Source organism: Afipia felis ATCC 53690 (assembly GCF_000314735.2).
Classification (GTDB): Bacteria; Pseudomonadota; Alphaproteobacteria; order Rhizobiales; family Xanthobacteraceae; genus Afipia; species Afipia felis.
The window spans coordinates 3,422,443-3,447,904 of record NZ_KB375270.1; the positions used below are offsets into that span (position 1 = coordinate 3,422,443).

The following is a 25,462-nucleotide window of genomic DNA, read 5'->3' on the forward strand; positions in this document are numbered from 1 at the left end:
CATGATGGCTTATCTTCTTGCCATCGACCAGGGCACGACATCCTCCCGCGCCATGCTGTTTCGCGACGATCTTTCCGTCGCGGCGAAGGCGCAGCAGGAATATACGCAACACTTTCCGGCATCGGGCTGGGTCGAGCACGAGCCTGAGGATATCTGGACAAGCACGCTCGCCACCTGTCGCGCCGCGATGCGCGAAGGTGATGTCACAGCGTCGGGCATCGCGGCCATCGGTATCTCCAACCAGCGCGAGACGGTGGTGGTGTGGGATCGCCAGACAGGGCAGGCGATCCATCGCGCCATCGTCTGGCAGGATCGTCGCACGGCGGATGTCTGCGCGCGATTACAGGCTGAAGGCAGCGAGACCCTGATCACCGCGCGGACCGGGCTGATCGCCGATCCTTATTTCTCGGCGACCAAGATCGCGTGGATTCTCGATCATGTCAGCGGAGCACGCGAGCGCGCCGAACGTGGCGATCTCCTGTTCGGCACGGTCGATTGCTATCTGCTCTGGCGGCTCACCGGCGGTGCGGTGCATGCGACCGACGCCACCAATGCCTCGCGTACCCTGCTGTTCAACATCCACACCGGCGCGTGGGACGACGATCTGCTCAAGCTGTTACGTGTACCGCGCGCGATGCTGCCCGAGGTTCGCGACTGCGCTTCCGACTTCGGCGTAACGCATCCCGATCTGTTCGGTGGCCCAATCGCTATTCGCGGCATCGCGGGTGACCAGCAGGCGGCAACCATCGGTCAGGCCTGTTTCGCGCCCGGAATGATGAAATCCACCTACGGCACCGGCTGTTTTGCAGTGCTCAACACTGGCGAGACGGCGGTGGCGTCAAACAACAAGCTGCTCACGACCATCGCCTATCAGTTGAACGGCAAACGCACCTACGCGCTCGAAGGCTCGATCTTTGTGGCAGGCTCGGCCGTGCAATGGCTGCGCGACAGCCTTCATCTCATCAAGACTGCGCATGACAGCGATAATCTTGCGCCGACAGCGGACGAGACGCAGTCGGTCTATCTGGTTCCAGCTTTTGTCGGGTTAGGTGCGCCGTACTGGAATCCGCGCGTGCGTGGCGCGTTGTTCGGGCTGACGCGCAACACTGGCCCCGCCGAACTCGCGCAGGCGGCGCTGGAAAGTGTCTGCTATCAGACCCACGATCTGTGGCAGGCAATGCGTGCCGACTGGCCGGACCTGATTTCGAAAGACACCACGCTACGCGTCGATGGGGGCATGGCGATCTCGGACTGGACCATGCAGCGCCTCGCTGACATCCTGAAGGCGACGGTCGATCGGCCGGTGATTCCCGAGACCACGGCGCTTGGCGCAGCCTATCTCGCGGGCCATGCCGCAGGGGTCTGTCCGTCGCCCGAAGCATTCGCCGCGAACTGGCAACTCGACCGCCGCTTCACGCCCACGATGGACGATGCCCTGCGCACAAAGAAACTGCGCGGTTGGTCCCAAGCAGTAAAAGGCCTGCTCGCGAGCGACATGGATACCTAGTTCATTGCAGTAATGAGAGGGCAACGGCGAAGCGTTGCCCTCTCATTGTCATCGAAGACCTGTTTACTGGCAGAGCGTAGGCTGCCCGTTCAGCTTGATGATGGTGCCGGGACGGCAGGTAAAGCCATTGCGGGCGTCGAAGCTCGGTGAGCCCGGAATGGCGGTGCCGTCATAGTTATATGGGCCGAAACCTTCGTCCATCGACGCAAAGGTGTTGTCGTGGCGGTAATCGTTGCGGTAGGCGACATCGCCATAAGGTCGGCGATACTCTCCATAGTAGCCGTTGTCATAACCGCCACGGAAAGGTGCTGTTGCAATCGCACCAGCGGTCGCGACTGCGCCGCCGGCAATGCCGGCTGCGGTATCGGCAGGCCAGAAGCCGCTTCGGCGGCCCCGGGTGTGGAACTCATCGCGTCGCGCAAGGCGATCGCCCGAGCGCATGGCGCGAGCATGGTGCACGGCATGAGGGCGCATGGACTTCATGTGCATCTTCGAATGCGGTTGAGCCGTATCCTGTGCGAGCGCAGGTGTTGCGATGAGCGCGATCGCGGCGGTGGCTGCGAGGAGAGTTGCCTTGGTCACAGTGAATCTCCTTTTTCTATTGCGAAATTTTATGAGAAGGCCGGAGGAGAAGGTTCCGGCGTGGCGCAACGCCGTCAAATTTCCGGCGCTGTGCGGGCAGAACGAACCGGCGCAGATGCAAGTTCCACCTAGGGATCGCCTCACTCAGACGTGAACGGCAAAAGGCCGAACGGAATCGAGGTTCCGTTCGGCCTTTTCTGAAAATCTTCGGAAAAATACGGTGCCCTTAGCCCGGTCGTGCATCCGTGCGCGGCTTCATGTTCAGTCGCATATGGATGGCGCAGCCGCAGCCGGGCGGATGCTGCGCAGGCGGCAGGTTTGCGATGTCGTCTTCCGCGGGTGCAGGCGGCTGAGGTTCGCTGGCCGGAATATAGTTCAAGACTGGTGCGAGCGAACGTTCGGTGTCCGCGACAGTCGTACCGATGCGCTCGGCGTAATCCTCGACCTGATCGCGCTCGATTTTGCCGACGCCGAAATACTCGCTTTGCGGGTGGCTGTAATAGATGCCGGACACCGACGAGCCCGGCCACATTGCGAGGCTCTCCGTCAGCGTCACGCCCGCATTGCGCTCGGCATCGAGCAGCTTGAAGATCGTCGTCTTCTCGTTGTGGTCGGGTTGCGCAGGATAGCCTGGAGCCGGACGAATGCCTTGATACTTCTCGAGGATCAGATCGTCGTTCGAGAGCGTTTCGTCGGCCGCATAGCCCCACAGCTCCATGCGGACGCGCTGGTGCATCCGTTCGGCGAACGCCTCGGCGAGACGATCCGCGAGCGCCTTGACGATGATCGAGGAGTAATCGTCGTTCGCTTTTTTGAAGCGCATGGTGATCGCTTCTTCGCCGATGCCGGCGGTTACGACGAACGCGCCGATGTAGTCGGCGACGCCGCTTTGCTTCGGTGCGATGAAATCCGACAGCGCGAGGTTATGGCGGCCTTCGCGCTTCTCGAGTTGCTGGCGCAGTGTGTGCAGTGTCGCAAGCGGCTTGGTACGGGCTTCGTCGCTGTAGAGCGTGACGTCGTCGCCATCGGAGTTGGCGGGCCAGAAGCCGATGGTGGCGTTGGCGGTGAACCAGTTCTCCTTGATGATGGTGTCGAGCATCTTGCGCGCGTCGTTGTAGAGCGACTGCGCGACCTCGCCGACATTGGGATCCTTCAGGATCGCAGGGAAGCGCCCCGACAACTCCCAGGCCTGGAAGAACGGCGTCCAGTCGATGTATTCGGCCAGTTCCGCCAGCGAGTAGTTGCTGAAGTTCTTCACGCCGAGGAATGAAGGCTTCTTCGGCGTGGCCTTCGACCAGTCGATCTTCAGAGCATTGGCGCGCGCCGCCTCAAGAGACAGCCGCTTCTTGTTCTGCTGGGCGCGGAAATGTGCGTCCGCGATCTTGGTATAGTCGGCGCGAACTTCGGAGATGTATTCGTCGCGCTTCTCGGATGACAGCAGTGAGGAAGCGACGCCGACCGCGCGGCTCGCGTCGTTGACATGCACCACCGGGCCTTTGCGATAGCGCGGGTCGATCTTCACGGCGGTATGGACGCGGCTCGTGGTCGCGCCACCGATCAGCAGCGGAATGTCGAAGCCCTGCCGCTCCATTTCGGAGGCGACGAACACCATTTCATCCAGAGAAGGCGTAATCAGCCCGGACAGGCCGATGATGTCAGCGCCTTCGTTCTTTGCGGTTTCCAAAATCTTGTTGGCGGGCACCATGACGCCGAGGTCGATCACCTCGAAATTGTTGCACTGAAGCACGATGCCGACGATGTTCTTGCCGATGTCGTGGACATCGCCCTTTACCGTCGCCATCACGATCTTGCCGGCGGATGAGCGCTGGCCTTCGGCAAGGCCTGCAGCCCTGTTCCGCTCCTTCTCTTCTTCCATGAACGGCATCAGATAGGCGACCGCCTGCTTCATGACGCGAGCAGACTTCACCACCTGCGGCAGGAACATCTTGCCCGAGCCGAACAGGTCGCCGACGACGTTCATGCCGTCCATCAGCGGACCTTCGATCACCGAGAGCGGACGATCGACGGTCTGACGCGCTTCTTCGGTGTCGATCTCGATGTATTCGGTGATGCCGTTGACGAGCGCGTGCGCGAGCCGCTTCTCGACCGGCCATTCGCGCCAGCTAAGATCCTGCTCCTTGACCTGCTTGCCCTGGCCGCGGAATTTTTCCGCAAGCTGCAACAGACGCTCGGATGCGCCGGGGTCGCGGTTGAGGATGACGTCCTCGCAGACGTTGCGCAGTTCGGGATCGATGTCGTCATAGATCACCATCTGCCCGGCATTGACGATGCCCATGTCCATGCCCGCCTTGATGGCGTAGTACAGGAACACCGAATGCATCGCCTCGCGCACCGGTTCGTTGCCGCGGAACGAGAACGACAGGTTCGAGACGCCGCCGGAGATATGCGCGTGCGGGAGGTTCTGGCGGATCCAGCGCGTCGCCTCGATGAAGTCGACGCCGTAGTTGTTGTGCTCTTCAAGGCCGGTAGCGATGGCGAAGATGTTGGGATCGAAGATGATGTCCTGCGGCGGGAAGTCGAGCTTCGTCGTCAACAGATCATAGGCGCGTTTGCAAATCTCGATCTTGCGCTCATAGGTGTCTGCCTGTCCGGTCTCGTCGAAGGCCATGACCACGACCGCCGCGCCGTGGCGGCGGGCGATCAGCGCCTCGTGCAGAAACTTCTCCTCGCCCTCTTTCATCGAGATGGAGTTGACGATCGGCTTGCCCTGCACGCATTTCAGTCCGGCCTCGATCACTTCGAACTTCGAGGAGTCGACCATCACCGGCACCTTGGCGATGTCAGGCTCTGATGCGACGAGGTTGAGGAATTCGATCATCGCCTGCTTGGAGTCGAGCAGGCCCTCGTCCATGTTGACGTCGATCACCTGCGCGCCGTTCTCGACCTGATCGCGGGCGACCTGAAGTGCTGCGGTGTAGTTGCCTTCCTTGATGAGCTTGCGGAAGCGCGCCGAGCCGGTGACGTTGGTGCGCTCGCCGACATTGACGAACGGAATGTCGTTGGTGAGCACGAAGGGTTCAAGGCCGGACAATCGCAGCCTTGGCTCGATGGCGGGCACCACGCGCGGCTTATGTGGTGCGACGGCCCGCGCAATTGCGCCAATGTGGTCCGGCGTGGTGCCGCAGCAACCGCCGACGACGTTGACGAGACCGGCTTCGGCGAACTCGCCGACGAGGCGCGCCATGTATTCCGGCGTCTCGTCATACTGGCCGAACTCGTTCGGCAGACCGGCGTTCGGGTAAGCGCAGATGAGCGTATCGGCGACGCGGCCGATATCGGCGATGTGGGCCCGCAGGTCTTCGGCGCCGAGCGCGCAGTTGAAGCCGATGGTGATCGGGTTCGCGTGTTGCACCGAATACCAGAACGCTTCCGGCATCTGGCCGGACAGCAGGCGGCCGGATTTGTCGGTGATGGTGCCTGAAATCATGATCGGCACGTCAATGCCGCGCGCCTCGCAGATTTCCGCGATGGCGTAGAGAGCGGCCTTGGCGTTGAGCGTATCGAAAATGGTTTCGACCAGCAGCAGGTCGGCGCCGCCGTCGAGCAGGCCGTTGATCTGCTCGCTGTAGGCGATGCGCAGATCGTCGAACGTCACCGCGCGATAGCCGGGGTTGGCGACGTCCGGCGAGATCGAGGCGGTGCGGTTGGTCGGGCCTAGCGCGCCCGCGACGAAGCGCGGCTTGCCGTCATCTGCCTCGGCGCGGTTGGCGGCGTTGCGCGCGAGCCGTGCGCCCTCGTGGTTCAACTCATAGGCGAGCTCCGACATGTCGTAGTCGGCCTGCGCGATCGAGGTCGAGGAGAAGGTGTTGGTTTCGACGATGTCCGCGCCGGCTTTCAGGTATTCGTAGTGAATGTCCTCGATTGCCTGCGGCTGGGTCAGGATCAACAGGTCGTTGTTGCCGCGGACGTCGCGGTGAAAATCCTTGAAGCGTTCGCCGCGGAACGCGGCCTCGTCGAGCTCGAGCCGCTGGATCATCGTGCCCATGGCGCCGTCGAGCACCAGAATGCGCTCGCGTGCGAGGGCGCGGAATTTGTCGGCGGTGGGAGAGGTCACTTTACTCACGGCATTACCCTGCATGCGTCACGTCCGCGACAGAAGCGGGCATGACGAAAAAAAACACTAAGCGGCTTGCTGCGATCCGTTCGGACGGATGCCGAGCAGATGGCTGATGGCAAACACGAGGTCGGCGCGGTTCATGGTGTAGAAATGGAAATTCTCGACGCCCTGCTTGGCCAGCTTCTGCACCTGGCCCGCGGCGACGGTCGCGGCGACGAGCTTGCGGGTCTCGGCATCGTCGTCGAGACCCTCGAATTTCGCGGCGAGCCAGTCCGGCACGGTGGCTCCAGCGCGCTCGGCGAAATTCTTCGCCAGTTTGAAGTTCTGTACCGGCAGGATGCCGGGCACGATCGGAATTTCAATGCCGGCTTTGCGGACGCGGTCGAGGTAACGGAAGTAGAGATCGTTGTCGAAGAAGAACTGGGTGATGGCGCGTGCCGCTCCCGCATCGACCTTGGCCTTAAGGACGTCGATATCGGCGTCAATGGTCGCGCTCTCGGGATGTTTCTCCGGATAGGCCGAGACGGTGACTTCCATGTCCGGGTGGCGACGTCTGATCGAGGCAACGAGATCGGCGGAGGTCTGATACCCTTCCGGGTGTGCCCGATAGGCGGTGCCGATGCCGCCCGACGGATCGCCGCGCAGCGCCACGATGTGACGCACGCCGATCTCGTGATAGCGGTCAACCACGTCGTCGATGTCGGCGCATGTTGCGTCGACGCAGGTCAGATGCGCAGCCGGAGTCAGGCTGGTCTCATCGAGGATGCGCTTGATGGTCGAATGGGTGCGCTCGCGCGTCGAGCCGCCCGCGCCGTAGGTCACGGAGACAAAATTCGGCGTCAGCGGCGCGAGGCGATTGATGACGCCCCACAGATTCTGCTCCATCTCCTCGGTCTTCGGCGGGAAGAACTCGAACGAGATCGCGGGTCGCTTGGCCTGCGTATGGGCAGATGGGTTGGTGTCGCTCATGACGCCTCGGGAGCCGGCTGGAATGTGAGTGTGGCGCGCGGTGGCGAAAGCCTACCGCGCAAACGGCAAAATAGGCCATATCGGTCCGCCCGGACAGCCCACTGCGGCCTCTATCACAGTGGGAAATTGCCCATAACATGGGAAATAACTCCAAAAAGTCCAGTTCTTGAGGGGCGAGTGGGCCGTGTCACGACCCCGACAAGGCTGTACTTCAACGAAAGCCGCAAGGGATCGTCAGGCCATGGGCGGGAATGGCGAAATGGAGTAGGCCAAGATGGACTTTTCCGGCTGGCGTTGCCCACCGGCGACTTGAGCGCGGCGGCGCAGCCATTACCTGAGAGCCTATGCCTCCCTTGTCTGTTCTCGATCTCTCCGTCGTCACCACCGGTACCAAACCCGCACAGGCGCTGCGCAACAGCATCGACCTTGCGCAGGAGGCCGACCGGCTCGGCTACACCCGCTATTGGCTCGCCGAGCATCATGGGCTCGCGTCCGTCGCAAGCCCTGCGCCCGATCTCATGATCGGGCAGATCGCAGCGGCTACGCAGCGCATCCATGTCGGGTCAGGCGGCGTGATGCTGCCGAACCACGCGCCGCTTGTCGTGGCCGAGCGCTTCAAGATGCTGGAGGCGTTGTTTCCCGGGCGTATCGATTTAGGCCTCGGTCGTGCGCCGGGTACCGATGGCGTGACGGCTTACGCGCTCCGTAACCGGCTGGAAGTGCGGCCGGGCGATGATTTTCTGGAGCGGCTGCAGGAATTGATGTTGTGGGAGACGCGGGAATTTCCACCGGATCATCCCTTCAACAAGGTCGTCGCGATGCCGGACGATACGCCGCTGCCGCCGCTGTGGCTGCTCGGCTCCAGCGACTACAGCGCGCAACTGGCGGCACAGGTCGGGATGGGCTTCGCTTTCGCCCACCATTTCGCATCGTTCGATGCGGTTGCGGCGCTCACGCATTATCGAGCGCATTTCCGCCCCTCGCACTGGCGGCAGACGCCGCACGGCATTCTTGCGGTCGCCATCGTCGCTGCACCGACCGACGCGGAGGCCGAGGAATTGGCGATGTCGATGGACCTCAATCGCCTGCAGCGCGAGCGCGGCGCGTATCTGCCGATTCCGAGCATCGCGGAAGCGAAGGCCTATCCGTACACCGAAGCCGACCGTGCGATCATTGCACGCAACCGCGCGAAGCTGTTCGTCGGCAGTCCGGCGACGGTGATGTCACGGCTGATGCCGCTGATCGAGGAAAGCCAAGCCGATGAGGTGATGGTGACGAGCGCGATCTACGATCACGACGCGCGCAAACGCTCCTACGGGTTACTCGCCGAGGCATTCGGGCTGAACAAGCCGGCGGCGGCGTAACGCCGTCTACTTGATGATCCTGTTGTTGAACGCGATACGGAACGGGTGCGCCGGATAAACACCGACGATACGCAGCTCCGCCGAGAAGAACTTCAACTCTTCCAGCGCATAGGCGAGGTTCTGGTCGTCCGGGTGGCCGTCGACGTCGGCGAAAAACTGCGTAGCGGCGAAATTGCCGTCCACCATGTAGCTTTCCAGCTTGGTCATGTTGACGCCGTTGGTCGCGAAGCCGCCGAGCGCCTTGTAGAGCGCAGCCGGCAGGTTGCGCACACGGAAGACAAAGGAGGTCACGGTGGCGCCGGAATCGTGCGGCGCCCATTTCGGTTCGCGCGCCAGGATAACGAAGCGCGTGGTGTTGTGGTGCTCATCCTCGACGTCTTCGGCCAAGATGTCGAGATTGTAGATGTCGGCAGCGATCTTCGGTGCGAGCGCGGCGCGGGTCTTGTCGCCCGCTGCCGCGATGGTGCGGGCGGAGCCTGCGGTGTCCGGGCTGACGATCGAGCGCAGTCCGAGCTTGCGGATGATGTTACGGCACTGGCCGAGCGCGTGGACGTGGCTTTCTATGGTCTTGAGGCCTTCGAGCGTCGCGCCGCGCGGCGCCATCAATTGATGATGGATCGGCAGGAACCATTCACCGACGATGAACAGGTTCGATTGCGGCAGCAGATGATGGATGTCCGCGACGCGACCCGCGACCGAGTTCTCGATTGGGATCATGCCGAGGTCGGCTTCGCCCGATGAAATCGCGGCCAGCGCATCCTCAAAGGTCGGACAGGGCAACGCCTTGGCTCCGGGATAGGCTTCGTCGATCGCGATATGCGAATTCGCGCCGGGCTCGCCCTGAAAAGCGATGGTTATCGGTTTTGTTGTCATGCTCGTCGTCATGCCTGTTTTGCCAGTGTCCGCCGTGCGGCGTCCAGATCGTGAGGGGTGTCGACCCCGAGCGGCACCGAATCGACGATCCGGACGTCGATCCTCATGCCCGCTTCCAGTGCGCGCAATTGTTCGAGCTTCTCGCGCTGCTCAAGGGGCGAGGGCGGCATCCCGACGAACCGCGTCAGCGCCGCGCGACGATAGGCATAGAGCCCGATGTGATGATAGCGCGGTCCCTCGCCATAGGGCGCGGTGGCGCGGGTAAAATACAGCGCGCGTAGCGTGTTATGGGACAGCGGCGAGCCGACCACCTTCACCACGTTGGAATTGCCGTGTTCTTCCGGAATGCGGATTTCCGCGGCCAGGGTGGAGATCTCCACGGCGGGCTCCGAGAAGGGCTGCAGTACGGCGCGAATATCACCCGGCGCGATGGTCGGCAGATCGCCCTGGACGTTGATGATGGTGTTGATACCCCCATTGCCGTCGAGCTTGTCCAGTGCCTCGAAAATGCGATCCGATCCGGAGGGATGGTCGGCGCGAGTCATCACGGCTTCGCCGCCCTGGGCTGTGACCGCGGCGGCGATTTCGGCCGAATCGGTCGCCACCGCGACGCGCCCGAGTCGCGCCGCCTGCGCCCGGCGCAGGACATGGACGATCATCGGCAGTCCGGCGATATCCAGAAGCGGTTTTCCCGGCAGTCGCGACGCCGCCATGCGGGCGGGAATCAGGACCAGGGTGTCTTGTTCGGTCATGGAAGGGGCCGGGCTTGCGGGGCTGGAAACGCACGGAAACGCGGGATATTTGCGAGACCGGGACATTTATACGGGTTGCCAGAAGCCGGGCAAACCGTTATTCCCTCGGCGCTGCCCTTCGAGCGGCGCGTAGCTGACCCTGCACTGATGTTTTGGTCCGTTTTTCAGCGGAAAATGCAAGGCATCAGGTCAATTTCCCGGCCCGGAGCCTGATCTGAAATGGACTCTTTCGAACTCAACAAGATCATGGGTGCGATTCTCGGTACCTGCCTTGTTTTGCTGGTGACGAATTTTGCTGCCCACGCGATTTTCGCTCCGAAGGCGCCGGCCAAGCCGGGCTTTGAGATCGCGGTGAAGGAAGCGGCGGCTGGCGGCGGCGAGGCAGCCAAGGCGGCGCCCGAAGTGCCGATCAAGGACCTCCTTAAAACGGCCTCGGCCGAGAAGGGCCAGGCGGTTTCCAAGAAGTGCGCAGCCTGCCACACCTTCGAGAAGGGCGGCGCGAACAAGGTCGGTCCGAACCTGTTTGGTATCGTCGACGAGCCGCGTGGCCAGGGCCGCGGCGGCTTCAACTTCTCGGCGGCCATGAAGGCCAAGGGCGGCAACTGGAGCGTCGAGGACCTCAACGAGTTCATCAAGAGCCCGAAGGGTTTCGTCCCCGGCACGGCGATGGGCTTCGCGGGTATCAGCAAGGACTCCGAGCGCGCCGATCTGATCGCCTATCTTGAGACTCTCAAGTAAGGTCAAGTTAGTACGGTCACGTTCGCTCAAGCGCACGTTCCAGCCTAAACGAATTTTTAGAATCCGCGCGACATCGTCGCGCGGATTTATCGTTTCAACAGGCTGGCATCACATCCAAAAACCGACATAATGAACGCGGACGGTAAAGCGGTCGCGCTCTGCGGCGTTGCGTTTATTTCACAACCAACAGGATTTTGACGGTTGCCGATTTCCCGACGCCAACTCCTTCGCAGCGGTGCGTTCGCCGCCTCGTTTCCTCTCCTCAGCTCTGTCCGGCCGGCCTTCGCCGAAACGGCACCCGCCAGGGATGGCGCGTGGACACACGGCCTGTCGCTGTTCGGCGACGTGAAGTATCCGGCGAATTTTCCGCACTTCGATTACGTCAATGCGGCCGCGCCGAAGGGCGGCGTGGTGCGGCAGACCGCGCTTGGCACGTTCGACAATTTCAACATGGTCGTTGCCGGCGTGAAGGGATCAATCGGCGCCATCGGTGAGATCTATGAGGCACTGACGGTGTCCGCGCTCGACGAAGTGTCCACCCAATACGGTCTGCTTGCGGAAGCGATGAGCTACCCGGCGGATTATTCGTCCGTGACCTATCGCCTGCGCAAGGAAGCGAAATGGCATGACGGCAAGCCGGTGACGCCGGATGATGTCATCTTCTCGCTTGAGGCGTTCAAGAAATATCACCCGTTTTATTCCGCCTATTATCGCCATGTCACCAAGGCGGAGAAGGCTGGCGACCGCGAGGTCAAGTTCACCTTCGATGCGCCGGGCAATCGCGAGCTGCCGCAGATTCTCGGCCAGTTGACGGTGCTGCCCAAGCACTATTGGGAAGGCAAGGACAGCGCGGGCAAGCCACGCGACATCGGCGCGACAACGCTCGAGCCGCCGCTTTCTTGCGGCCCCTACAAGATCAAGAGTTTCGTGCCGGGCCGCTCGATCGTGCTCGAGCGCGTGAAGGAGTATTGGGGGCGCGACATCAATGTGAATGTCGGTCGTAACAATTTCGACGAGTTGCGCTACGAATATTTCCGCGACTCGACGGTGGCGCTGGAAGCTTTCAAGGGCGACCAGATCGACTGGCGCACCGAGAACAGCGCCAAGAATTGGGCGACTGCCTACGACTTTCCGGCAGTGGCAGACAAGCGCGTGGTGCTGGAGGAGTTTCCCAACCGCACCGTCGGCATCATGCAGGCATTTGCGTTCAACATCCGGCGCGACAGGTTCAAGGATGCGCGCGTGCGCCGCGCGATGAATTTCGCCTTCGATTTCGAGGAAATGAACCGGCAGATTTTCTTCGGCCAGTACACGCGCATCGCGAGCTACTTCGAAGGCACCGAACTTGCATCGAGCGGTCTGCCGCAGGGTCGCGAGCTCGAGATTCTTGAAACGGTTCGAGGTCAGGTGCCGCCCGAGGTCTTCACTGCGCAATACACCAATCCGGTTGGCGGCTCGCCGGAGAATGTGCGCAACAATCTGCGCGAAGGTCTGCGGCTTCTCAAATCGGCCGGTTACGAGATCAAGGATCGCAAGCTCGTCGATGGCAAGACCGGCGCGCCGTTCGAGGTCGAACTCCTCACCTACGATCCGAGCTTCGAGCGCGTGTTGCTGTTCTTCAAGCCGTCGCTGGAGCGCATGGGCATGACGGTGAATGTGCGCACAGTCGACGCGACCCAGTACGAGAATCGTTTGCGCAACTGGGACTTCGACGTGGTGGTGAACTCGTGGGCGGAGTCGCTGTCGCCGGGCAACGAGCAGCGTGAGTTCTGGGGCTCGCAGGCCGCCGACATGCCGGGCTCGCGCAATATCATCGGCATCAAGGATGCCGCGATCGATAAACTGATCGGGCGCGTCATCTACGCCAAGGATCGCGACGACCTCGTTGCGGCGACCAAGGCGCTGGATCGCGTGCTGCTCTGGCATCATTTCGTTGTGCCGCAATGGACTTACGGCAAGATCCGCACCGCGCGATGGGATCGTTTCGGCCGCCCACCTGAGATGCCGAAATACGGCATGTCCGCTTTCCCAGACATCTGGTGGTTCGACGCCGACAAGGCGGGCAAGACCGGGCGGCGCTCTTGACGCGGGTTTCGCGCCGACACGTTCTGGTGCTTGGCGGTGGCGCTGCACTCGCCTGCGCCGTCAAGCCGGTGTTCGCTGATAACGCAAATTTTGTGCACGGCATGTCGGCCTTCGGTGACCTGAAGTACCCGAAGGACTTCAAGCAGTTCGACTACGTCAACGTCAGCGCACCGAAGGGCGGGCTGTTCTCGACGGTGCCCTCGAGTCGCTCCTACAATCAGTCGTTCCAGACCTTCAATTCGCTCAACGCGTTTATTCTGAAGGGTGACGGTGCCATCGGCATGGAGCAGACCTTCACCGCGCTGATGGCGCGCTCCGGCGATGAACCAGATGCGATGTATGGCTTGGCTGCAAGCGGCGTGCAGATTTCCGCTGACGGTCTGACCTATCGTTTCAAGATGCGACCTGAGGCGCGTTTTCACGACGGCTCACGCCTGACGGCGAAGGATGCTGCCTTTTCATTGAACATCCTGAAAGAGAAGGGCCATCCGATCATCCGTCAGCAGATGCGCGACGTCATCAAGGCCGACGCGCCGGACGACGATGCGTTGGTGGTGACCTTTGCGCCGAACCGCGCGCGCGACGTGCCGCTCTACGTTGCCTCGCTGCCGGTTTTCTCGCGTACCTATTACGCCAAGCAGCCGTTCGAGGAATCGACGCTGGACATTCCGCTCGGCTCAGGACCCTACAAGGTCGGCAAGTTCGAGGTCGGGCGCTTTATCGAGTACGACCGCGTCAAGGACTGGTGGGGACGCGATCTTCCCGTTTCGAAAGGTGCTTTCAACTTCGATACTGTGCGTTACGAATTCTATCGCGACCGTGACGTTGCGTTCGAAGGCTTCACCGCGCGCAACTATCTCTACCGCGAGGAATTCACCGCGCGCGTGTGGGCGACGCGCTATGATTTTCCCGCGATCAAGGATGGTCGGGTGAAGCGCGAAACGCTGCCGGACGACACGCCGTCCGGCGCGCAAGGCTGGTTTATCAATCTGCGGCGCGAGCAGTTCAAGGACCCGCGCGTGCGTGAGGCACTCGGCTGTGCCTTCGATTTCGAATGGACCAACAAGACCATCATGTATGGCGCATATGCGCGCACTGTCTCGCCATTCCAGAATTCCGATTTGATGGCTACGGGTGTACCAGACGCCGACGAGCTCAAGCTGCTCGAGCCGTTCCGCGGGCAGGTGCCGGACGAAGTGTTCGGCGAGCCGTTCGTGCCGCCGGTGAGCGACGGCTCGGGTCAGGACCGCGCGCTGCTGCGGAAGGCAGCACATCTGCTGCAGGAGGCGGGCTGGACGATCAAGGACGGCAAGCGCGTCTCGAAGTCGGGCCAACGCTTCACGCTCGAGTTCCTGCTGGATGAGCCGTCGTTCCAGCCGCATCACGCGCCCTACATCAAGAATCTCGGTGTGCTCGGCATCGATGCAAGTTTGCGCGTGGTGGACCCTGTACAATATCGCGCCCGCCGCGACGATTTCGATTTCGACGTCACCATTGAGCGGTTCTCGATGGCATCGACGCCGGGCGAGGCATTGCGCACGTTCTTTTCGTCGCAAGCCGCCGCAATCAAGGGGTCGAACAATCTGTCGGGCGTGGCCAGCCCCGTGCTCGATGCGCTGATCGAGAAGATCATTGCCGCCAACAGTCGTGACGAATTGCGCATCGCCTGCCATGCGTTCGACCGGGTGTTTCGCGCCGGCCGCTATTGGGTGCCGCAATGGTACCGTAACAACCATCCCATCGCGTACTGGGACGTGTTCGGTCATCCGGCGAAACTGCCGCGCTATGCGGGCGTGGGCGTGCCGGACCTATGGTGGTACGATGCCGCGAAGGCATCGAAGCCCGAACAGGCGAAATAACCGATGGTTGCCTATATCGCTCGCCGCATCCTGCTGATGGTGCCGACGCTGTTCGGCATCCTGTTTGTGTCCTTTGTGGTCGTGCAGTTCGCGCCGGGTGGGCCGGTGGAGCGGGTGATCGCGCAGTTGTCGGGCGCCGATACGGGTGCGAGTTCGCGCATTTCTGGCGGTGGCGGAGATCTCGGTGCGCGCGGCGCTCCGGGCGCCTCGATGGATGCGGTGAATTCGAAATATCGTGGCGCGCAGGGGCTCGATCCCGAATTCATCAAGAGCCTCGAGAAGCAGTTCGGCTTCGATAAGCCGGCACCGGAACGTTTCGCGCTGATGCTGTGGAATTTCGCTCGCTTCGATTTCGGCAAGAGTTATTTCCGCGATGTCAGCGTGCTGCAGCTCATCAAGGAGAAGCTGCCGGTGTCAATGTCGCTCGGCATCTGGATGACGCTGCTAACTTACCTGATCTCGATTCCACTCGGCATCCGCAAGGCGGTGGCGGACGGCTCGCGCTTCGATACATGGACCTCAGCGGTCATTATCGTTGGCTTCGCGATTCCGGGTTTCATGTTCGCGATCCTGCTCATCATCCTGTTCGCAGGCGGTTCGTTCTACGACATTTTCCCGCTGCGCGGGCTGACTTCGGACGGCTGGTCGCAGTTTCCGTGGTACTGGAAGATCATCGATTACTTCTGGCATCTGACGTTGCCGCTGCTATCGATGGCGCTGAGTTCGTTCGCGACCATGACGCTGCTGACCAAGAATTCGTTCCTCGACGAAATCCGCAAGCAATATGTCATGACCGCGCGCGCCAAAGGATGCAGCGAGCATCGCGTGCTTTACGGGCACATTTTCCGCAACGCGATGCTGATCGTGATCGCCGGATTCCCCGGCGCGTTCGTCCATGCGTTCTTCTCCGGCTCGCTGCTGATCGAGACGATCTTCTCGCTCGACGGCCTCGGATTGCTCGGCTTCGAAAGTGTTCTGAACCGCGACTATCCCGTGGTGTTCGGAACGCTGTTCATCTTCTCGCTGGTGGGTCTCGTCGTGAACCTGCTCTCCGACCTGACTTACATGTGGGTCGATCCGCGAATCGATTTCGAGGCGCGTCAGGCATGAGTGTCACGCCGCCGATCGAGACGAAAAGCCTGTCGCCGCTCGGGGAGGCTGTACCGGCATCGCAGCACGGATTGCAGCTGTCGCCGCTCAATCGGCGGCGCTGGCAGAATTTCAAGGCCAACCGTCGCGGCTACTGGTCGTTCTGGATCTTCTCAATTCTGTTCATCGTCTCGCTGTTCGCGGAATTGATCGCGAATGATCGGCCGTTTCTGATCCAGTACGATGGGCATTTGTATTTCCCTGCTTTCGTCACCTATCCGGAGACGACATTCGGTGGCGATTTCGAGACGGCGGCTGACTATCGCGATCCTTATCTGCAGAAAATGATCGCGGAGAAGGGCGGTCGCATCGTCTGGCCGCTGATCCGCTATTCCTACGACACCCATAATCTCGATCTGCCGACGCCCGCTCCCTCCAAGCCGACATGGATGTTGACCGAGAAGGAATGCGCGCCGGTCGTGGAGCGCAAGGGACTGAAAAGCTGTCGGGATCTCGAATACAACTGGCTCGGTACCGACGATCAGGGGCGCGACGTGGTGGCGCGGCTGATCTACGGCTTCCGCATTTCCGTGCTGTTCGGTCTCGCGTTGACGATTGTTTCTTCGATTGTTGGCGTCGCGGCAGGCGGCATTCAGGGGTACTTCGGCGGCTGGATCGATCTTGGCTTCCAGCGCTTTATCGAAGTGTGGACCGCGATCCCCTCGCTTTATCTGCTTCTGATTCTGTCCTCGATTCTGGTGCCGGGTTTCTTCGTGCTGCTCGGTATTCTGCTGCTATTCTCCTGGGTGTCGCTGGTGGGGCTTGTGCGCGCGGAATTCCTGCGCGGGCGAAATTTTGAATACATCCAGGCGGCACGTGCGCTCGGCGTTTCCGATCGTGTCATCATGTTCCGCCATCTGCTGCCGAACGCGATGGTTGCGACCATGACGTTCCTGCCCTTCATCGTGTCGTCGTCGGTGATGACGCTGACGGCGCTGGATTTTCTGGGCTTTGGCCTGCCGCCGGGCTCGCCCTCGCTCGGCGAACTGCTGTCGCAGGCCAAAGCCAATATTCAGGCGCCGTGGCTCGGCCTGTCCGGCTTCTTCTCGCTTGCGATCATGTTGTCGCTGTTGATCTTCATCGGCGAAGCCGTGCGTGACGCCTTCGATCCGCGCAAGACGTTCGAGTGAGGAGCATGGACACAACCTCACAGCCCTTGCTTGATGTGCAGGATTTATCGGTCGCCTTCCGGCAGGGCGGCAAGACATCCGTTGCGGTCGACAGGATTTCGTTCACGATCAACCGTGGCGAATGCGTCGCGCTGGTCGGCGAGTCCGGTTCGGGAAAATCCGTCAGTGCGCTGTCGGTGCTGAAGCTACTGCCTTATCCGACCGCATCACATCCATCGGGCAGCATCAGGTTTAACGGGCGCGATCTGTTGCCGCTCGACGAGAATGAGATGCGTGGGGTGCGCGGCAACGACATCTCGATCATCTTTCAGGAGCCGATGACCTCGCTCAATCCGCTCCATACCATCGAAAACCAGATCGGCGAGGCGCTGCTGCTCCACGGCGGCCTGCGCGGCAAGGCCGCGCGCGCCCGCACACTGGAGTTGCTCGCGCAGGTCGGCATTCCCGATCCGGAGACGAGGCTTGGGGCGTACCCGCATCAATTGTCCGGTGGGCAGCGTCAGCGCGTCATGATCGCGATGGCGCTTGCCAACGAACCTGATCTTCTGATCGCCGACGAACCGACCACGGCGCTCGACGTCACTGTGCAGGCGCAGATTCTCAAGCTGCTGGCGGACATTCGCGCGAGGCTCGGTATGAGCCTTCTGTTCATCACGCATGATCTCGGCATCGTGCGGCGTATCGCGGACCGTGTCTGCGTCATGAACAATGGCAAGATCGTCGAGCAGGGACCGGTCGAACAGGTTTTCACCGCGCCCCAGCACGACTATACCAAGGCGCTGCTCGCGGCCGAGCCGAAGCCCGATCCTGCGCCGCCGCGTCCCGATGCGCCGATTGTGATGCAGGCGGACGATCTCAAGGTCTGGTTTCCGATCAAGCGCGGGCTGATGCGCTCCACGGTCGGTCACGTCAAGGCCGTCGATGGCGTCTCGCTTGCGGTGCGCAAGGGCGAGACTCTTGGTGTGGTCGGCGAATCCGGCTCGGGCAAGACCACGCTTGGTCTCGCGCTGCTGCGGCTGATTTCGTCCGATGGCTCCATCGTGTTTCTCGGCAAGCCCATTCAGGGGCTGCGCTTCAAGGAAATGCGGCCGTTCCGGCGTGACATGCAGATCGTGTTTCAGGATCCTTACGGAGCGCTCAGTCCACGCATGTCGGTGAACGACATCGTTGCCGAGGGTCTGAGCGTGCACCAGCCGTCATTGTCTGCGGCGGAGCGCGAGGCGCGCGTGGTGAAGGCGCTCACCGATGTCGGCCTCGATCCGCAGGTACGGTTTCGCTATCCGCATGAATTCTCCGGCGGGCAGCGCCAGCGCATCAGCGTGGCGCGTGCCATCGTGCTGGAGCCGGATTTCGTCGTGCTGGATGAGCCGACCAGTGCGCTCGATATGCTATTCCAGGCGCAGATGGTCGATCTGTTGCGCAGCCTGCAGCGCAAACGCGATCTCACCTACATGTTCATTTCCCACGATCTGCGCGTGGTGGCCTCACTCGCGAGCCATCTGATCGTGATGCGGCAGGGCAAGGTCGTGGAAGAAGGGGAGGCGGCGACACTCTTCAAGAATCCAAAGACGGACTACACCCGCGCGCTGTTTGCGGCGGCGTTCAATATCGAGGCAGATGCGGCGATTGCGCTGGAGGGGTGAGGCGAAGGGCGATTATTTCAAAGGGCGATTATTTCAATCGCTTGACGCTCGTCACCTTGCTGCCTACGGCCTCGATCCGCGCGATGGCTTGTCCCAAGGGCTCATAGGCCGTGGCCATCGCATGAGCGTTGGCATGAACGAGCATGTCGTAGCCGCTGACGATGGCGACATGTCCTTTCCAGAACACAAGATCGCCGCGCCGCAAGTCGCTCCATTGCGATGGCGGCACGATATTGCCCAGGGCGTTTTCCTGCATATCGCTGTCGCGCGGCGCATGAATGCCTGCAGCTGCAAGTGAGATTTGCACCAACCCCGAGCAGTCGATGCCCATGTTGCTCTTGCCGCCCCACAGATAGGGCGTGCCGACGAAACGCTCCGCGACCGCGACAAAATCAGTTTCATGAGCGGCAAGCGGTGCCAGATGCTGCGCGGGAATATGATGGCCCTGCCGTGTGACAGCGAAAATTCCGGTCTTCACGACGATCTCAATCCGCGCACCAAGCGGCAGGCTTTCGACAGGTGGAAGCTTGATGGAAGGGCCGGGGAAGGCGAGCGTCTGCAGGGCGATGACATGATGCGTCGGCGTCGTGCGTGGATGCACGAGGGCTGATTCCGGCAGCCAGCCAACATAGCCGTCGGCATTCAACTGCCCCCATGCCCAGCCCTCGCCATTGCGCTCGTAGATCGTGACGCGCTCGCCCTTTAGCGCCTGCGTGAGTTGCGTGGCGTTGTGCGAGGGTTCGCAGCGCACCGGCGCGATCGGATCGAGCACCTCGTTCTCCCCGCCGTCGACGAAACGCACGGCTTCGACCTGGCCGCGCAGATGCGATGCCGCGAGATCGGGCCGTGCAGGCGTCAGCCGTGGATCGAGCTTCATCTCAGCCATAGCGTTCGCTCAACAGTTTGTAGAATGCTCGAGCGCCCTGGCATTCGCCGCCTTCGGGACGTGCGGGTTTGGCCGATGGTGTCCAACCATAGATATCGGCATGCAGCCAGCGCGTCTCGGCATCAACGAAGCGCTGCATGAACAGCGCGCAGGTGATCGAGCCCGCGAATCCGCCCGAGGGTGCATTGTTAATGTCGGCCACTTTCGAGTCGAGCCATGCATCGTAGGGTTGCCACAGCGGCAGCCGCCACAGCGGATCGTTTTCCTGCCGCGCATGACGCGCGACGTCGGCCGCGAGCGCGTCGTCATTGGTGTAGAACGGCGGCAGATCGGGACCGAGCGCCACGCGTGCCGCGCCCGTGAGCGTGCCCATGTCGATCAGCAGATCTGGTTTGTCCTCGCAGGCCAATGTGAGCGCGTCGGCGAGCACGAGGCGGCCTTCGGCATCGGTGTTGCCGATCTCGACCGTCAGCCCCTTGCGTGAGCGGAACACATCGAGCGGGCGGAAGGCGTTGCCGGCGACGGAGTTTTCGACCGCCGGAATCAGCACCCGCAACCGAACCTTCAGCTTCGCGTCCATCACCATCCGTGCCAGCGCGAGCACGTTGGCTGCGCCGCCCATGTCTTTCTTCATGATGAGCATGGCGCTGGAGGGTTTCAGATCGAGACCGCCGGTGTCGAAGCAGACGCCCTTGCCGACCAGCGTGATCTTGGGATGCGCGGCATCGCCCCATGTAAAGTCGATCAGGCGCGGTGCGCGGGTCGACGCCATGCCGACGGCGTGGATGAGCGGAAACTCGCGCGCAAGCTCTTCGCCGCTGACGCAGCGAAAGGCCGCGCCGAATTCGTCCGCAAGCGCCTTGGCGGCGTCCGCAAGTTCATCGGGCCCCATGTCGTTCGGCGGCGTGTTGATGAGATCGCGCGCCAGCGCCGCGGCTTCGGCCATGCGCGTCAATTCGCTTGCATTGATGCCTTCCGGCGGCACGAGGCTGACCTCATAAGGCTCGGCTTTTTTGTACCGGCCGAACCGGTAACTGCCGAGCGCGAAGGCAAGCGTAGCGAGGCGTGCATCGTGCGGCGCGTTCGCGAAGCGATAGGTCCCCTTCGGCAGCTTGGCGGGCAACTGGCCCGCCCGGAACGGATCGGCTTTGGTTGCATCGTCCTCCAGCCCGAACAGGACAAAGCCGAGCTTGCCGTCCTCACCCGGCAGCGTGAGACATTCGCCGGGTTTGGCTTTGAAGGCGTTGGTTGCCGCGAATTCACGCGCAAGCGCGGGCAGGCTTGCGGCAACCGATTCCCAGGTCGATTTCGTGGCGAACAGGATGGGCGTGGCGAGAGAGGCAGGCGCGGTCGAAAAGAAGGCTGGCATCAGGCAACTCGGAATTGAATCGGCAGGCGCGAAGCGCGGCTTGAGAAGCGGTGTATCATGCCGTCGGTGAAATTAACCACTCATTAGGGTTAACAATTTACTGCTCAGGTATCGGCGGCGTTTGTCGCCCATCTTGCCTCGAGCGAACGCCCATGCGGCCATCCTCCCATGTTGTCCGGTTTCTCGGCTCGGCCGGCTTTCTGGCCATCGCCGCGATCGGCCTTGCCGGTTGCCAGACGATAGGCGCGTCGGATGTCACGGGATCGTTGGGCAGCAAGACGAGCGCTGCCGCTCCGGAGACCGATGCCCGTCGGGTAGTCGAGGTCTATGGCGAGAAATATCGCGCCAACCCGAAGGATCTCGACATCGCACTTCGCTACGGGCAGGCGCTGCGCGCCAACGGCCAGCGCGAGCAGGCTGTGGCGGTGCTGGAGCAGGCAAATCTCACGCATCCCGGCAACCGGGAAGTGCTCGGCGCTTATGGCCGGGCGCTGGCGGAAAACGGCAACTTCAAACCTGCCTTCGATGTGCTTTCTCGCGCGCATTCGCCGACCAATCCGGATTGGCGCATCCTCTCCATTCAGGGGGCGGTGCTCGACCAGATGGGCAAGCCCGAAGAAGCGCGGCGCTATTATGCCAGCGCGCTGAAGATCAGGCCGGACGATCCTTCGGTGCTATCCAATCTCGGGCTGTCCTACGTGCTCACCAAGGAGTTGCCGCAGGCAGAGGCGACGTTGCGTCGCGCCCAACAACTCGCGCCGAACGATTCTCGTATCCGTCAGAACCTGGGTCTCGCGCTCGGGCTGCAGGGCCGCTTCGCGGAAGCCGAGGCCATCGTGCGGGCGGATCTGCCCCCGGATGAAGCCGCGGCAAACGTCGCCTATCTCAAGGATATGCTGAACAGCGGGCAGGGCGGCAAGACGGCCGCGCAGCCGCGCAACGCGATGTCCTCGCGCTCCTGAAATCTTTCTCTTTTTGAAGAGTAAAGGTGGAACTGCCGCGCGTATGGCAGCAGGTCATGGTTTAGTGCATGTAGGCCGCGACCTTGATGCCGGTCGGTCCGAGAATGACCACGAACAGGATCGGCAGGAAGAACACGATCATCGGCACGGTGAGCTTCGGCGGCAGACTTGCTGCCTTCTTCTCGGCTTCGTTCATGCGCATGTCGCGGTTTTCCTGTGCCATGACGCGCAGCGTCTGGCCGAGCGGCGTTCCGTAGCGCTCCGATTGCATCAGCGCCATGCAAACCGATTTCACGCCTTCGAGGCCGGTTCGTTTCTGCAGGTTCTCGTAGGCCATTTTGCGATCCTGCAAATAGGATAGTTCCGCGGTCGTCAGCGTGAATTCCTCAGCGAGCGCCACGGATTGCGATCCGATCTCGTAGCTGACCTTGCGGAAGGCCGCTTCGATCGACATGCCGGATTCGACGCAGATCAGGAGGAGATCCAAGGCGTCCGGAAAGGCGCGTTTGATAGAAAGCTGCCGCTTGCTGATAGCGTTCTTCAGAAACAGCATTGGAGCCTGCATGCCCGTCCAGGCGGCGCCGATGCAGATGCCGATCTTGACCAACGTGGTCATTTGAAGATTCAAGATCACGAAAATGTACAGCGCCGTCGCGAGCAGGAGGACGAGCGGCGTGACGAGGCGGAAAAACAGGAAGGTGATGTAGGGTGCGTGGCCGCGATAGCCGGCCATCACCAGCTTGTCCTTGGCCTCCTCCTGCGCAAGCCATTTGCCGAGGTTGAAATCGTGGACGATCTTTCCGACGAACTGCTTCGGGCTTTGCCGCAGAGTGACTTTCTCGTTGCGGCTCATGCGATCGCGTTCACGCTGCCGAATCCGCTCGCGTTCGTTGGCGACCGCCTTCATTCGCCGCGTCAACCCGTCGCTGACAAACATCGGAGAGATCAGCGCATAGGCGGTGGCGCTCGCGGCGACGGCGGCAAACAGCATCGTCAGGAAGCGGACATCGTGGAGCTTGTCGATCAACAAATCGAGCATGGCATGTCCATCAGAAATCGAAGTTGATCATTTTCTTCATGACGAGGATGCCGGCGGTCATCCAGACAGCGCAACATGCGAGCATGAAGCGGCCGGTCGGATGGGTCCACAGCAACGAGATGTAATCCGGTGACATGACGTAGACGATAACCATCACCACCGGCGGCAGCGAGCCGATGATGCCAGCGGAGGCTTTTGCTTCCATCGACATCGCCTGAATCTTGGCTTTCATTCTCTTGCGGTCGCGCAACACCTTGGAGAGATTGCCGAGCGCCTCCGACAGGTTGCCGCCGGATTTGGTCTGAATGCCGATTACGATACCGAAGAAATTAGCTTCCGGCAGCGGCATGCGCTCGTAAAGGCGCATGCAGGCTTCGCCGAGTGGAATGCCGATGCTCTGGGTCTCGATGATGGCACGGAATTCCGAGCGCAGCGGCTCCGGTGAATCGTTGACGACCACCTTGATCGAGTCGAACAGCGGAAGGCCGGCCTTGACGCCGCGTACGATGACGTCGACGGCGTCGGGAAGTGCATCGAGGAATTTGTTCTCGCGGCGGCGCTTCAGATAGCCCAGTACCCAGCGCGGCAGTCCGAGACCAGCGGAAAGGCCGAACGCGATCGTTGCGATCAGGTTCGCCCCGATCATATAGCAGACGAGGAATGTCAGGAGGCCAAGCCCTGCCGACCCGATGATAAACTGCTGTTTGGTCCAGTTCACGCCAGCCTGGGCAAGTCGGATATTCAGGGGAATCTTTTTGGCCTGCTTGGCGCGGCTATCCACCTCTTTCAGCGTGTCCTCGACCTGCTCGCGGCGCGAGCGTTGATTGCGCTCGACGCGCCGCGTCGTGACTTCGGGACGCGCGAAGGAGGCGCGGCGTTGCTCGGCTTTACGCTCACCGGACAGGAGAGGATACAGGAACACCCAGGCAAGGCCGCCCAGCGTCACTGCGCTCATGAATGCAATCGCAAGGGTCTGAATCTTCATGAGATCACCCCTTACCGCTCGGGATCGGGCGCTTCCGCCGCGTCGAGTGCTGCGGCCAGCCGCTTCTCCTCGCCATAGTAACGTGCACGATCCCAGAAGCGCGGACGCCCGATGCCGGTCGAACGATGCCGGCCGAGAATGTTGCCGTTGATGTCTTCGCCGACGATGTCGTAGACGAAAATATCCTGGGTGATGATGGTGTCGCCTTCCATGCCCATCACCTCGGTGATGTGCGTGATGCGACGCGAGCCGTCGCGCAGGCGCGCGGCCTGAACGACGACATCGATGGAGGCGCACATCATCTCGCGGATGGTACGAGACGGCAGCGCGTAACCGCCCATCGTGATCATGGATTCGCAGCGGGAAAGGGCTTCGCGCGGATTGTTGGCGTGTAGTGTCCCCATTGAGCCGTCATGGCCGGTGTTCATCGCTTGCAGCAGGTCGAACGCCTCAGGTCCGCGGACTTCGCCGACGATGATGCGCTCAGGACGCATGCGCAGACAGTTCTTGACGAGATCGCGCATCGTAACCTGACCCTCGCCCTCGATGTTCGGCGGGCGGGTTTCGAGGCGTACGACATGCGGCTGCTGGAGCTGAAGTTCGGCCGCGTCCTCACAGGTGATGACGCGTTCGTCCTCGTCGATATAGTTGGTCAGGCAGTTCAGCAGCGTGGTTTTGCCCGAGCCCGTGCCGCCGGAGATCAGCACGTTGGCGCGGCAGCGGCCGATGATCTGGAGAATCTGCGCGCCCTCCGGCGAGATTGCGCCGAACTGGACGAGCTGGTCGAGAGTCAGCTTGTCCTTCTTGAATTTGCGGATGGTGAGCGCGGGACCGTCGATGGCGAGCGGCGGCACGATCGCGTTGACGCGGGAGCCGTCGGCGAGACGCGCGTCGCAGATCGGGGAGGATTCGTCGACGCGGCGGCCAACCTGGCTCACGATGCGCTGGCAGATATTGAGAAGCTGCTGGTTGTCGCGAAAGCGGATGCCGGTCTTCTGGATCTTGCCTGAGACTTCGATGAACACAGTGCCGGCGCCATTCACCATGATGTCGGCGATATCGTCGCGGGCGAGCAGCGGCTCCAGCGGGCCGTAGCCCAGCACGTCGTTGCAGATATCGTCGAGCAGTTCTTCCTGCTCGGCGATCGACATCACGATATTCTTAATCGCGATGATCTCGTTGACGATGTCGCGGATTTCCTCGCGCGCCGACTCGATGTCGAGCTTGGAGAGCTGGGCCAGATCGATGGCTTCGATCAGCGCGCCGAAGATCGTCGCCTTGACCTGATAATAGGAATCGGAACGGCGGGATTCTTGGACGGGCGGCGGCGCCGGACGTGCGGGCGCCAGCGGCGGTGTTGCAGCTTTCGGCACGTCGATGACCGGCGCGCGCGGCGCCGGCGCCTGGGGCTCCGCCGGTTTGACGGCGACGCTTCCTGGCCGGAAGTCCGTGTCTACTCCGCTACGCTTGCCGAACACGCTCTACCTCAAAC

At 61.8% G+C, this 25,462-nt stretch carries 19 protein-coding genes; 9 read left to right on the forward strand and 10 right to left on the reverse strand.

All coding sequences use genetic code 11. The features are described 5' to 3' along the window. The first annotated feature begins 4 nt into the window (after window positions 1-4). The gene (gene glpK, locus HMPREF9697_RS16340; RefSeq protein ID WP_002718351.1) at window positions 5-1,507 is read left to right on the forward strand and encodes a glycerol kinase GlpK; all 1,503 of its coding nucleotides are present in this window, start codon (window positions 5-7) and stop codon (window positions 1,505-1,507) included. Window positions 1,508-1,570: 63 nt separating this feature from the next. Here the strand turns inward: glpK and HMPREF9697_RS16345 are convergent, their stop codons facing one another. The 3 genes from HMPREF9697_RS16345 to metF all read right to left on the reverse strand — a co-directional run bounded on the left by HMPREF9697_RS16345 (window position 1,571) and on the right by metF (window position 7,136). Further along, window positions 1,571-2,089 (reverse strand): hypothetical protein, encoded by a 519-nt coding sequence (locus HMPREF9697_RS16345; protein WP_002718352.1) that lies wholly within the window; start codon window positions 2,087-2,089, stop codon window positions 1,571-1,573. 226 nt (window positions 2,090-2,315) lie between these two features. Further along, a complete protein-coding gene (metH, locus tag HMPREF9697_RS16350; protein WP_002718353.1) occupies window positions 2,316-6,188 on the reverse strand; it encodes a methionine synthase in 3,873 nt (1,290 codons plus the stop codon). Window positions 6,189-6,230: 42 nt separating this feature from the next. After that, window positions 6,231-7,136 carry a methylenetetrahydrofolate reductase [NAD(P)H] gene (gene metF / locus HMPREF9697_RS16355; RefSeq protein WP_002718354.1) on the reverse strand — a complete coding sequence of 302 codons (906 nt, stop codon included), beginning with the start codon at window positions 7,134-7,136 and terminating at the stop codon, window positions 6,231-6,233. Window positions 7,137-7,480: 344 nt separating this feature from the next. Between metF and HMPREF9697_RS16360 the strand changes: the two genes are divergently transcribed. Next, complete coding sequence (locus tag HMPREF9697_RS16360) at window positions 7,481-8,500, forward strand: LLM class flavin-dependent oxidoreductase (RefSeq protein WP_002718355.1); 1,020 nt, start codon at window positions 7,481-7,483, stop codon at window positions 8,498-8,500. Between the two features lie 6 nt (window positions 8,501-8,506). Here the strand turns inward: HMPREF9697_RS16360 and HMPREF9697_RS16365 are convergent, their stop codons facing one another. Next, window positions 8,507-9,373 carry a prephenate dehydratase gene (locus tag HMPREF9697_RS16365; protein WP_040308319.1) on the reverse strand — a complete coding sequence of 289 codons (867 nt, stop codon included), beginning with the start codon at window positions 9,371-9,373 and terminating at the stop codon, window positions 8,507-8,509. A gap of 8 nt (window positions 9,374-9,381) precedes the next feature. Further along, window positions 9,382-10,125 (reverse strand): 3-deoxy-manno-octulosonate cytidylyltransferase, encoded by a 744-nt coding sequence (locus tag HMPREF9697_RS16370; protein ID WP_002718357.1) that lies wholly within the window; start codon window positions 10,123-10,125, stop codon window positions 9,382-9,384. Between the two features lie 219 nt (window positions 10,126-10,344). Between HMPREF9697_RS16370 and HMPREF9697_RS16375 the strand changes: the two genes are divergently transcribed. From HMPREF9697_RS16375 to HMPREF9697_RS16400, 6 genes are all read left to right on the forward strand, one after another. Continuing rightward, complete coding sequence (locus HMPREF9697_RS16375) at window positions 10,345-10,863, forward strand: c-type cytochrome (RefSeq protein WP_002718358.1); 519 nt, start codon at window positions 10,345-10,347, stop codon at window positions 10,861-10,863. A gap of 201 nt (window positions 10,864-11,064) precedes the next feature. Continuing rightward, window positions 11,065-12,948, forward strand: coding sequence for an extracellular solute-binding protein (locus tag HMPREF9697_RS16380; RefSeq protein ID WP_002718359.1), 1,884 nt, complete (start codon window positions 11,065-11,067; stop codon window positions 12,946-12,948). Beyond that, window positions 12,945-14,807, forward strand: a complete 1,863-nt coding sequence (locus HMPREF9697_RS16385) for an extracellular solute-binding protein (RefSeq protein WP_002718360.1) — start codon at window positions 12,945-12,947, stop codon at window positions 14,805-14,807. Before HMPREF9697_RS16380 ends, HMPREF9697_RS16385 begins: the two co-directional genes overlap by 4 nt. 3 nt (window positions 14,808-14,810) lie before the next feature. Beyond that, on the forward strand, window positions 14,811-15,917 hold the full coding sequence (locus HMPREF9697_RS16390; protein WP_002718361.1) for a microcin C ABC transporter permease YejB: 1,107 nt from the start codon (window positions 14,811-14,813) through the stop codon (window positions 15,915-15,917). Beyond that, entirely contained in the window at window positions 15,914-17,086 is a 1,173-nt protein-coding gene (locus HMPREF9697_RS16395; protein WP_002718362.1) for an ABC transporter permease, read from the forward strand. Before HMPREF9697_RS16390 ends, HMPREF9697_RS16395 begins: the two co-directional genes overlap by 4 nt. Before the next feature lie 5 nt (window positions 17,087-17,091). Next, entirely contained in the window at window positions 17,092-18,729 is a 1,638-nt protein-coding gene (locus HMPREF9697_RS16400; RefSeq protein WP_002718363.1) for an ABC transporter ATP-binding protein, read from the forward strand. A gap of 28 nt (window positions 18,730-18,757) precedes the next feature. Here HMPREF9697_RS16400 and HMPREF9697_RS16405 read toward each other — a convergent pair whose 3' ends face one another. After that, the gene (locus HMPREF9697_RS16405; protein WP_002718364.1) at window positions 18,758-19,615 is read right to left on the reverse strand and encodes a C40 family peptidase; all 858 of its coding nucleotides are present in this window, start codon (window positions 19,613-19,615) and stop codon (window positions 18,758-18,760) included. Next, window positions 19,608-20,984 (reverse strand): leucyl aminopeptidase family protein, encoded by a 1,377-nt coding sequence (locus HMPREF9697_RS16410; protein WP_002718365.1) that lies wholly within the window; start codon window positions 20,982-20,984, stop codon window positions 19,608-19,610. The genes HMPREF9697_RS16405 and HMPREF9697_RS16410 overlap by 8 nt, the downstream gene beginning before the upstream one ends. Window positions 20,985-21,136: 152 nt before the next feature. Here HMPREF9697_RS16410 and HMPREF9697_RS16415 point away from each other — a divergent pair, with 152 nt between their 5' ends. Further along, the gene (locus HMPREF9697_RS16415) at window positions 21,137-21,946 is read left to right on the forward strand and encodes a tetratricopeptide repeat protein (protein WP_002718366.1); all 810 of its coding nucleotides are present in this window, start codon (window positions 21,137-21,139) and stop codon (window positions 21,944-21,946) included. 61 nt (window positions 21,947-22,007) lie between these two features. Here HMPREF9697_RS16415 and HMPREF9697_RS16420 read toward each other — a convergent pair whose 3' ends face one another. Genes HMPREF9697_RS16420 through HMPREF9697_RS16430 form a run of 3 tightly spaced genes read right to left on the reverse strand, consistent with a single transcriptional unit; the run spans window position 22,008 to window position 25,448 of the window. Continuing rightward, complete coding sequence (locus HMPREF9697_RS16420) at window positions 22,008-22,985, reverse strand: type II secretion system F family protein (RefSeq protein ID WP_002718367.1); 978 nt, start codon at window positions 22,983-22,985, stop codon at window positions 22,008-22,010. A gap of 10 nt (window positions 22,986-22,995) precedes the next feature. Continuing rightward, window positions 22,996-23,970, reverse strand: a complete 975-nt coding sequence (locus HMPREF9697_RS16425) for a type II secretion system F family protein (protein WP_002718368.1) — start codon at window positions 23,968-23,970, stop codon at window positions 22,996-22,998. Window positions 23,971-23,981: 11 nt separating this feature from the next. Further along, the gene (locus HMPREF9697_RS16430; protein ID WP_002718369.1) at window positions 23,982-25,448 is read right to left on the reverse strand and encodes a TadA family conjugal transfer-associated ATPase; all 1,467 of its coding nucleotides are present in this window, start codon (window positions 25,446-25,448) and stop codon (window positions 23,982-23,984) included. Between the last annotated feature and the right edge of the window lie 14 nt (window positions 25,449-25,462).

Bases quoted from the DNA above. Each gene is read 5' to 3' on its own strand.
- glpK (WP_002718351.1), top strand. From the start codon at position 5: ATGGCTTATCTTCTTGCCATCGACCAGGGCACGACATCCTCCCGCGCC.
- metH (WP_002718353.1), bottom strand. From the start codon at position 6,188: ATGCAGGGTAATGCCGTGAGTAAAGTGACCTCTCCCACCGCCGACAAA.
- metF (WP_002718354.1), bottom strand. From the start codon at position 7,136: ATGAGCGACACCAACCCATCTGCCCATACGCAGGCCAAGCGACCCGCG.
- HMPREF9697_RS16360 (WP_002718355.1), top strand. From the start codon at position 7,481: ATGCCTCCCTTGTCTGTTCTCGATCTCTCCGTCGTCACCACCGGTACC.
- HMPREF9697_RS16365 (WP_040308319.1), bottom strand. From the start codon at position 9,373: ATGACAACAAAACCGATAACCATCGCTTTTCAGGGCGAGCCCGGCGCG.
- HMPREF9697_RS16370 (WP_002718357.1), bottom strand. From the start codon at position 10,125: ATGACCGAACAAGACACCCTGGTCCTGATTCCCGCCCGCATGGCGGCG.
- HMPREF9697_RS16375 (WP_002718358.1), top strand. From the start codon at position 10,345: ATGGACTCTTTCGAACTCAACAAGATCATGGGTGCGATTCTCGGTACC.
- HMPREF9697_RS16390 (WP_002718361.1), top strand. From the start codon at position 14,811: ATGGTTGCCTATATCGCTCGCCGCATCCTGCTGATGGTGCCGACGCTG.
- HMPREF9697_RS16395 (WP_002718362.1), top strand. From the start codon at position 15,914: ATGAGTGTCACGCCGCCGATCGAGACGAAAAGCCTGTCGCCGCTCGGG.
- HMPREF9697_RS16400 (WP_002718363.1), top strand. From the start codon at position 17,092: ATGGACACAACCTCACAGCCCTTGCTTGATGTGCAGGATTTATCGGTC.
- HMPREF9697_RS16405 (WP_002718364.1), bottom strand. From the start codon at position 19,615: ATGGCTGAGATGAAGCTCGATCCACGGCTGACGCCTGCACGGCCCGAT.
- HMPREF9697_RS16410 (WP_002718365.1), bottom strand. From the start codon at position 20,984: ATGCCAGCCTTCTTTTCGACCGCGCCTGCCTCTCTCGCCACGCCCATC.
- HMPREF9697_RS16415 (WP_002718366.1), top strand. From the start codon at position 21,137: ATGCGGCCATCCTCCCATGTTGTCCGGTTTCTCGGCTCGGCCGGCTTT.
- HMPREF9697_RS16420 (WP_002718367.1), bottom strand. From the start codon at position 22,985: ATGCTCGATTTGTTGATCGACAAGCTCCACGATGTCCGCTTCCTGACG.
- HMPREF9697_RS16425 (WP_002718368.1), bottom strand. From the start codon at position 23,970: ATGAAGATTCAGACCCTTGCGATTGCATTCATGAGCGCAGTGACGCTG.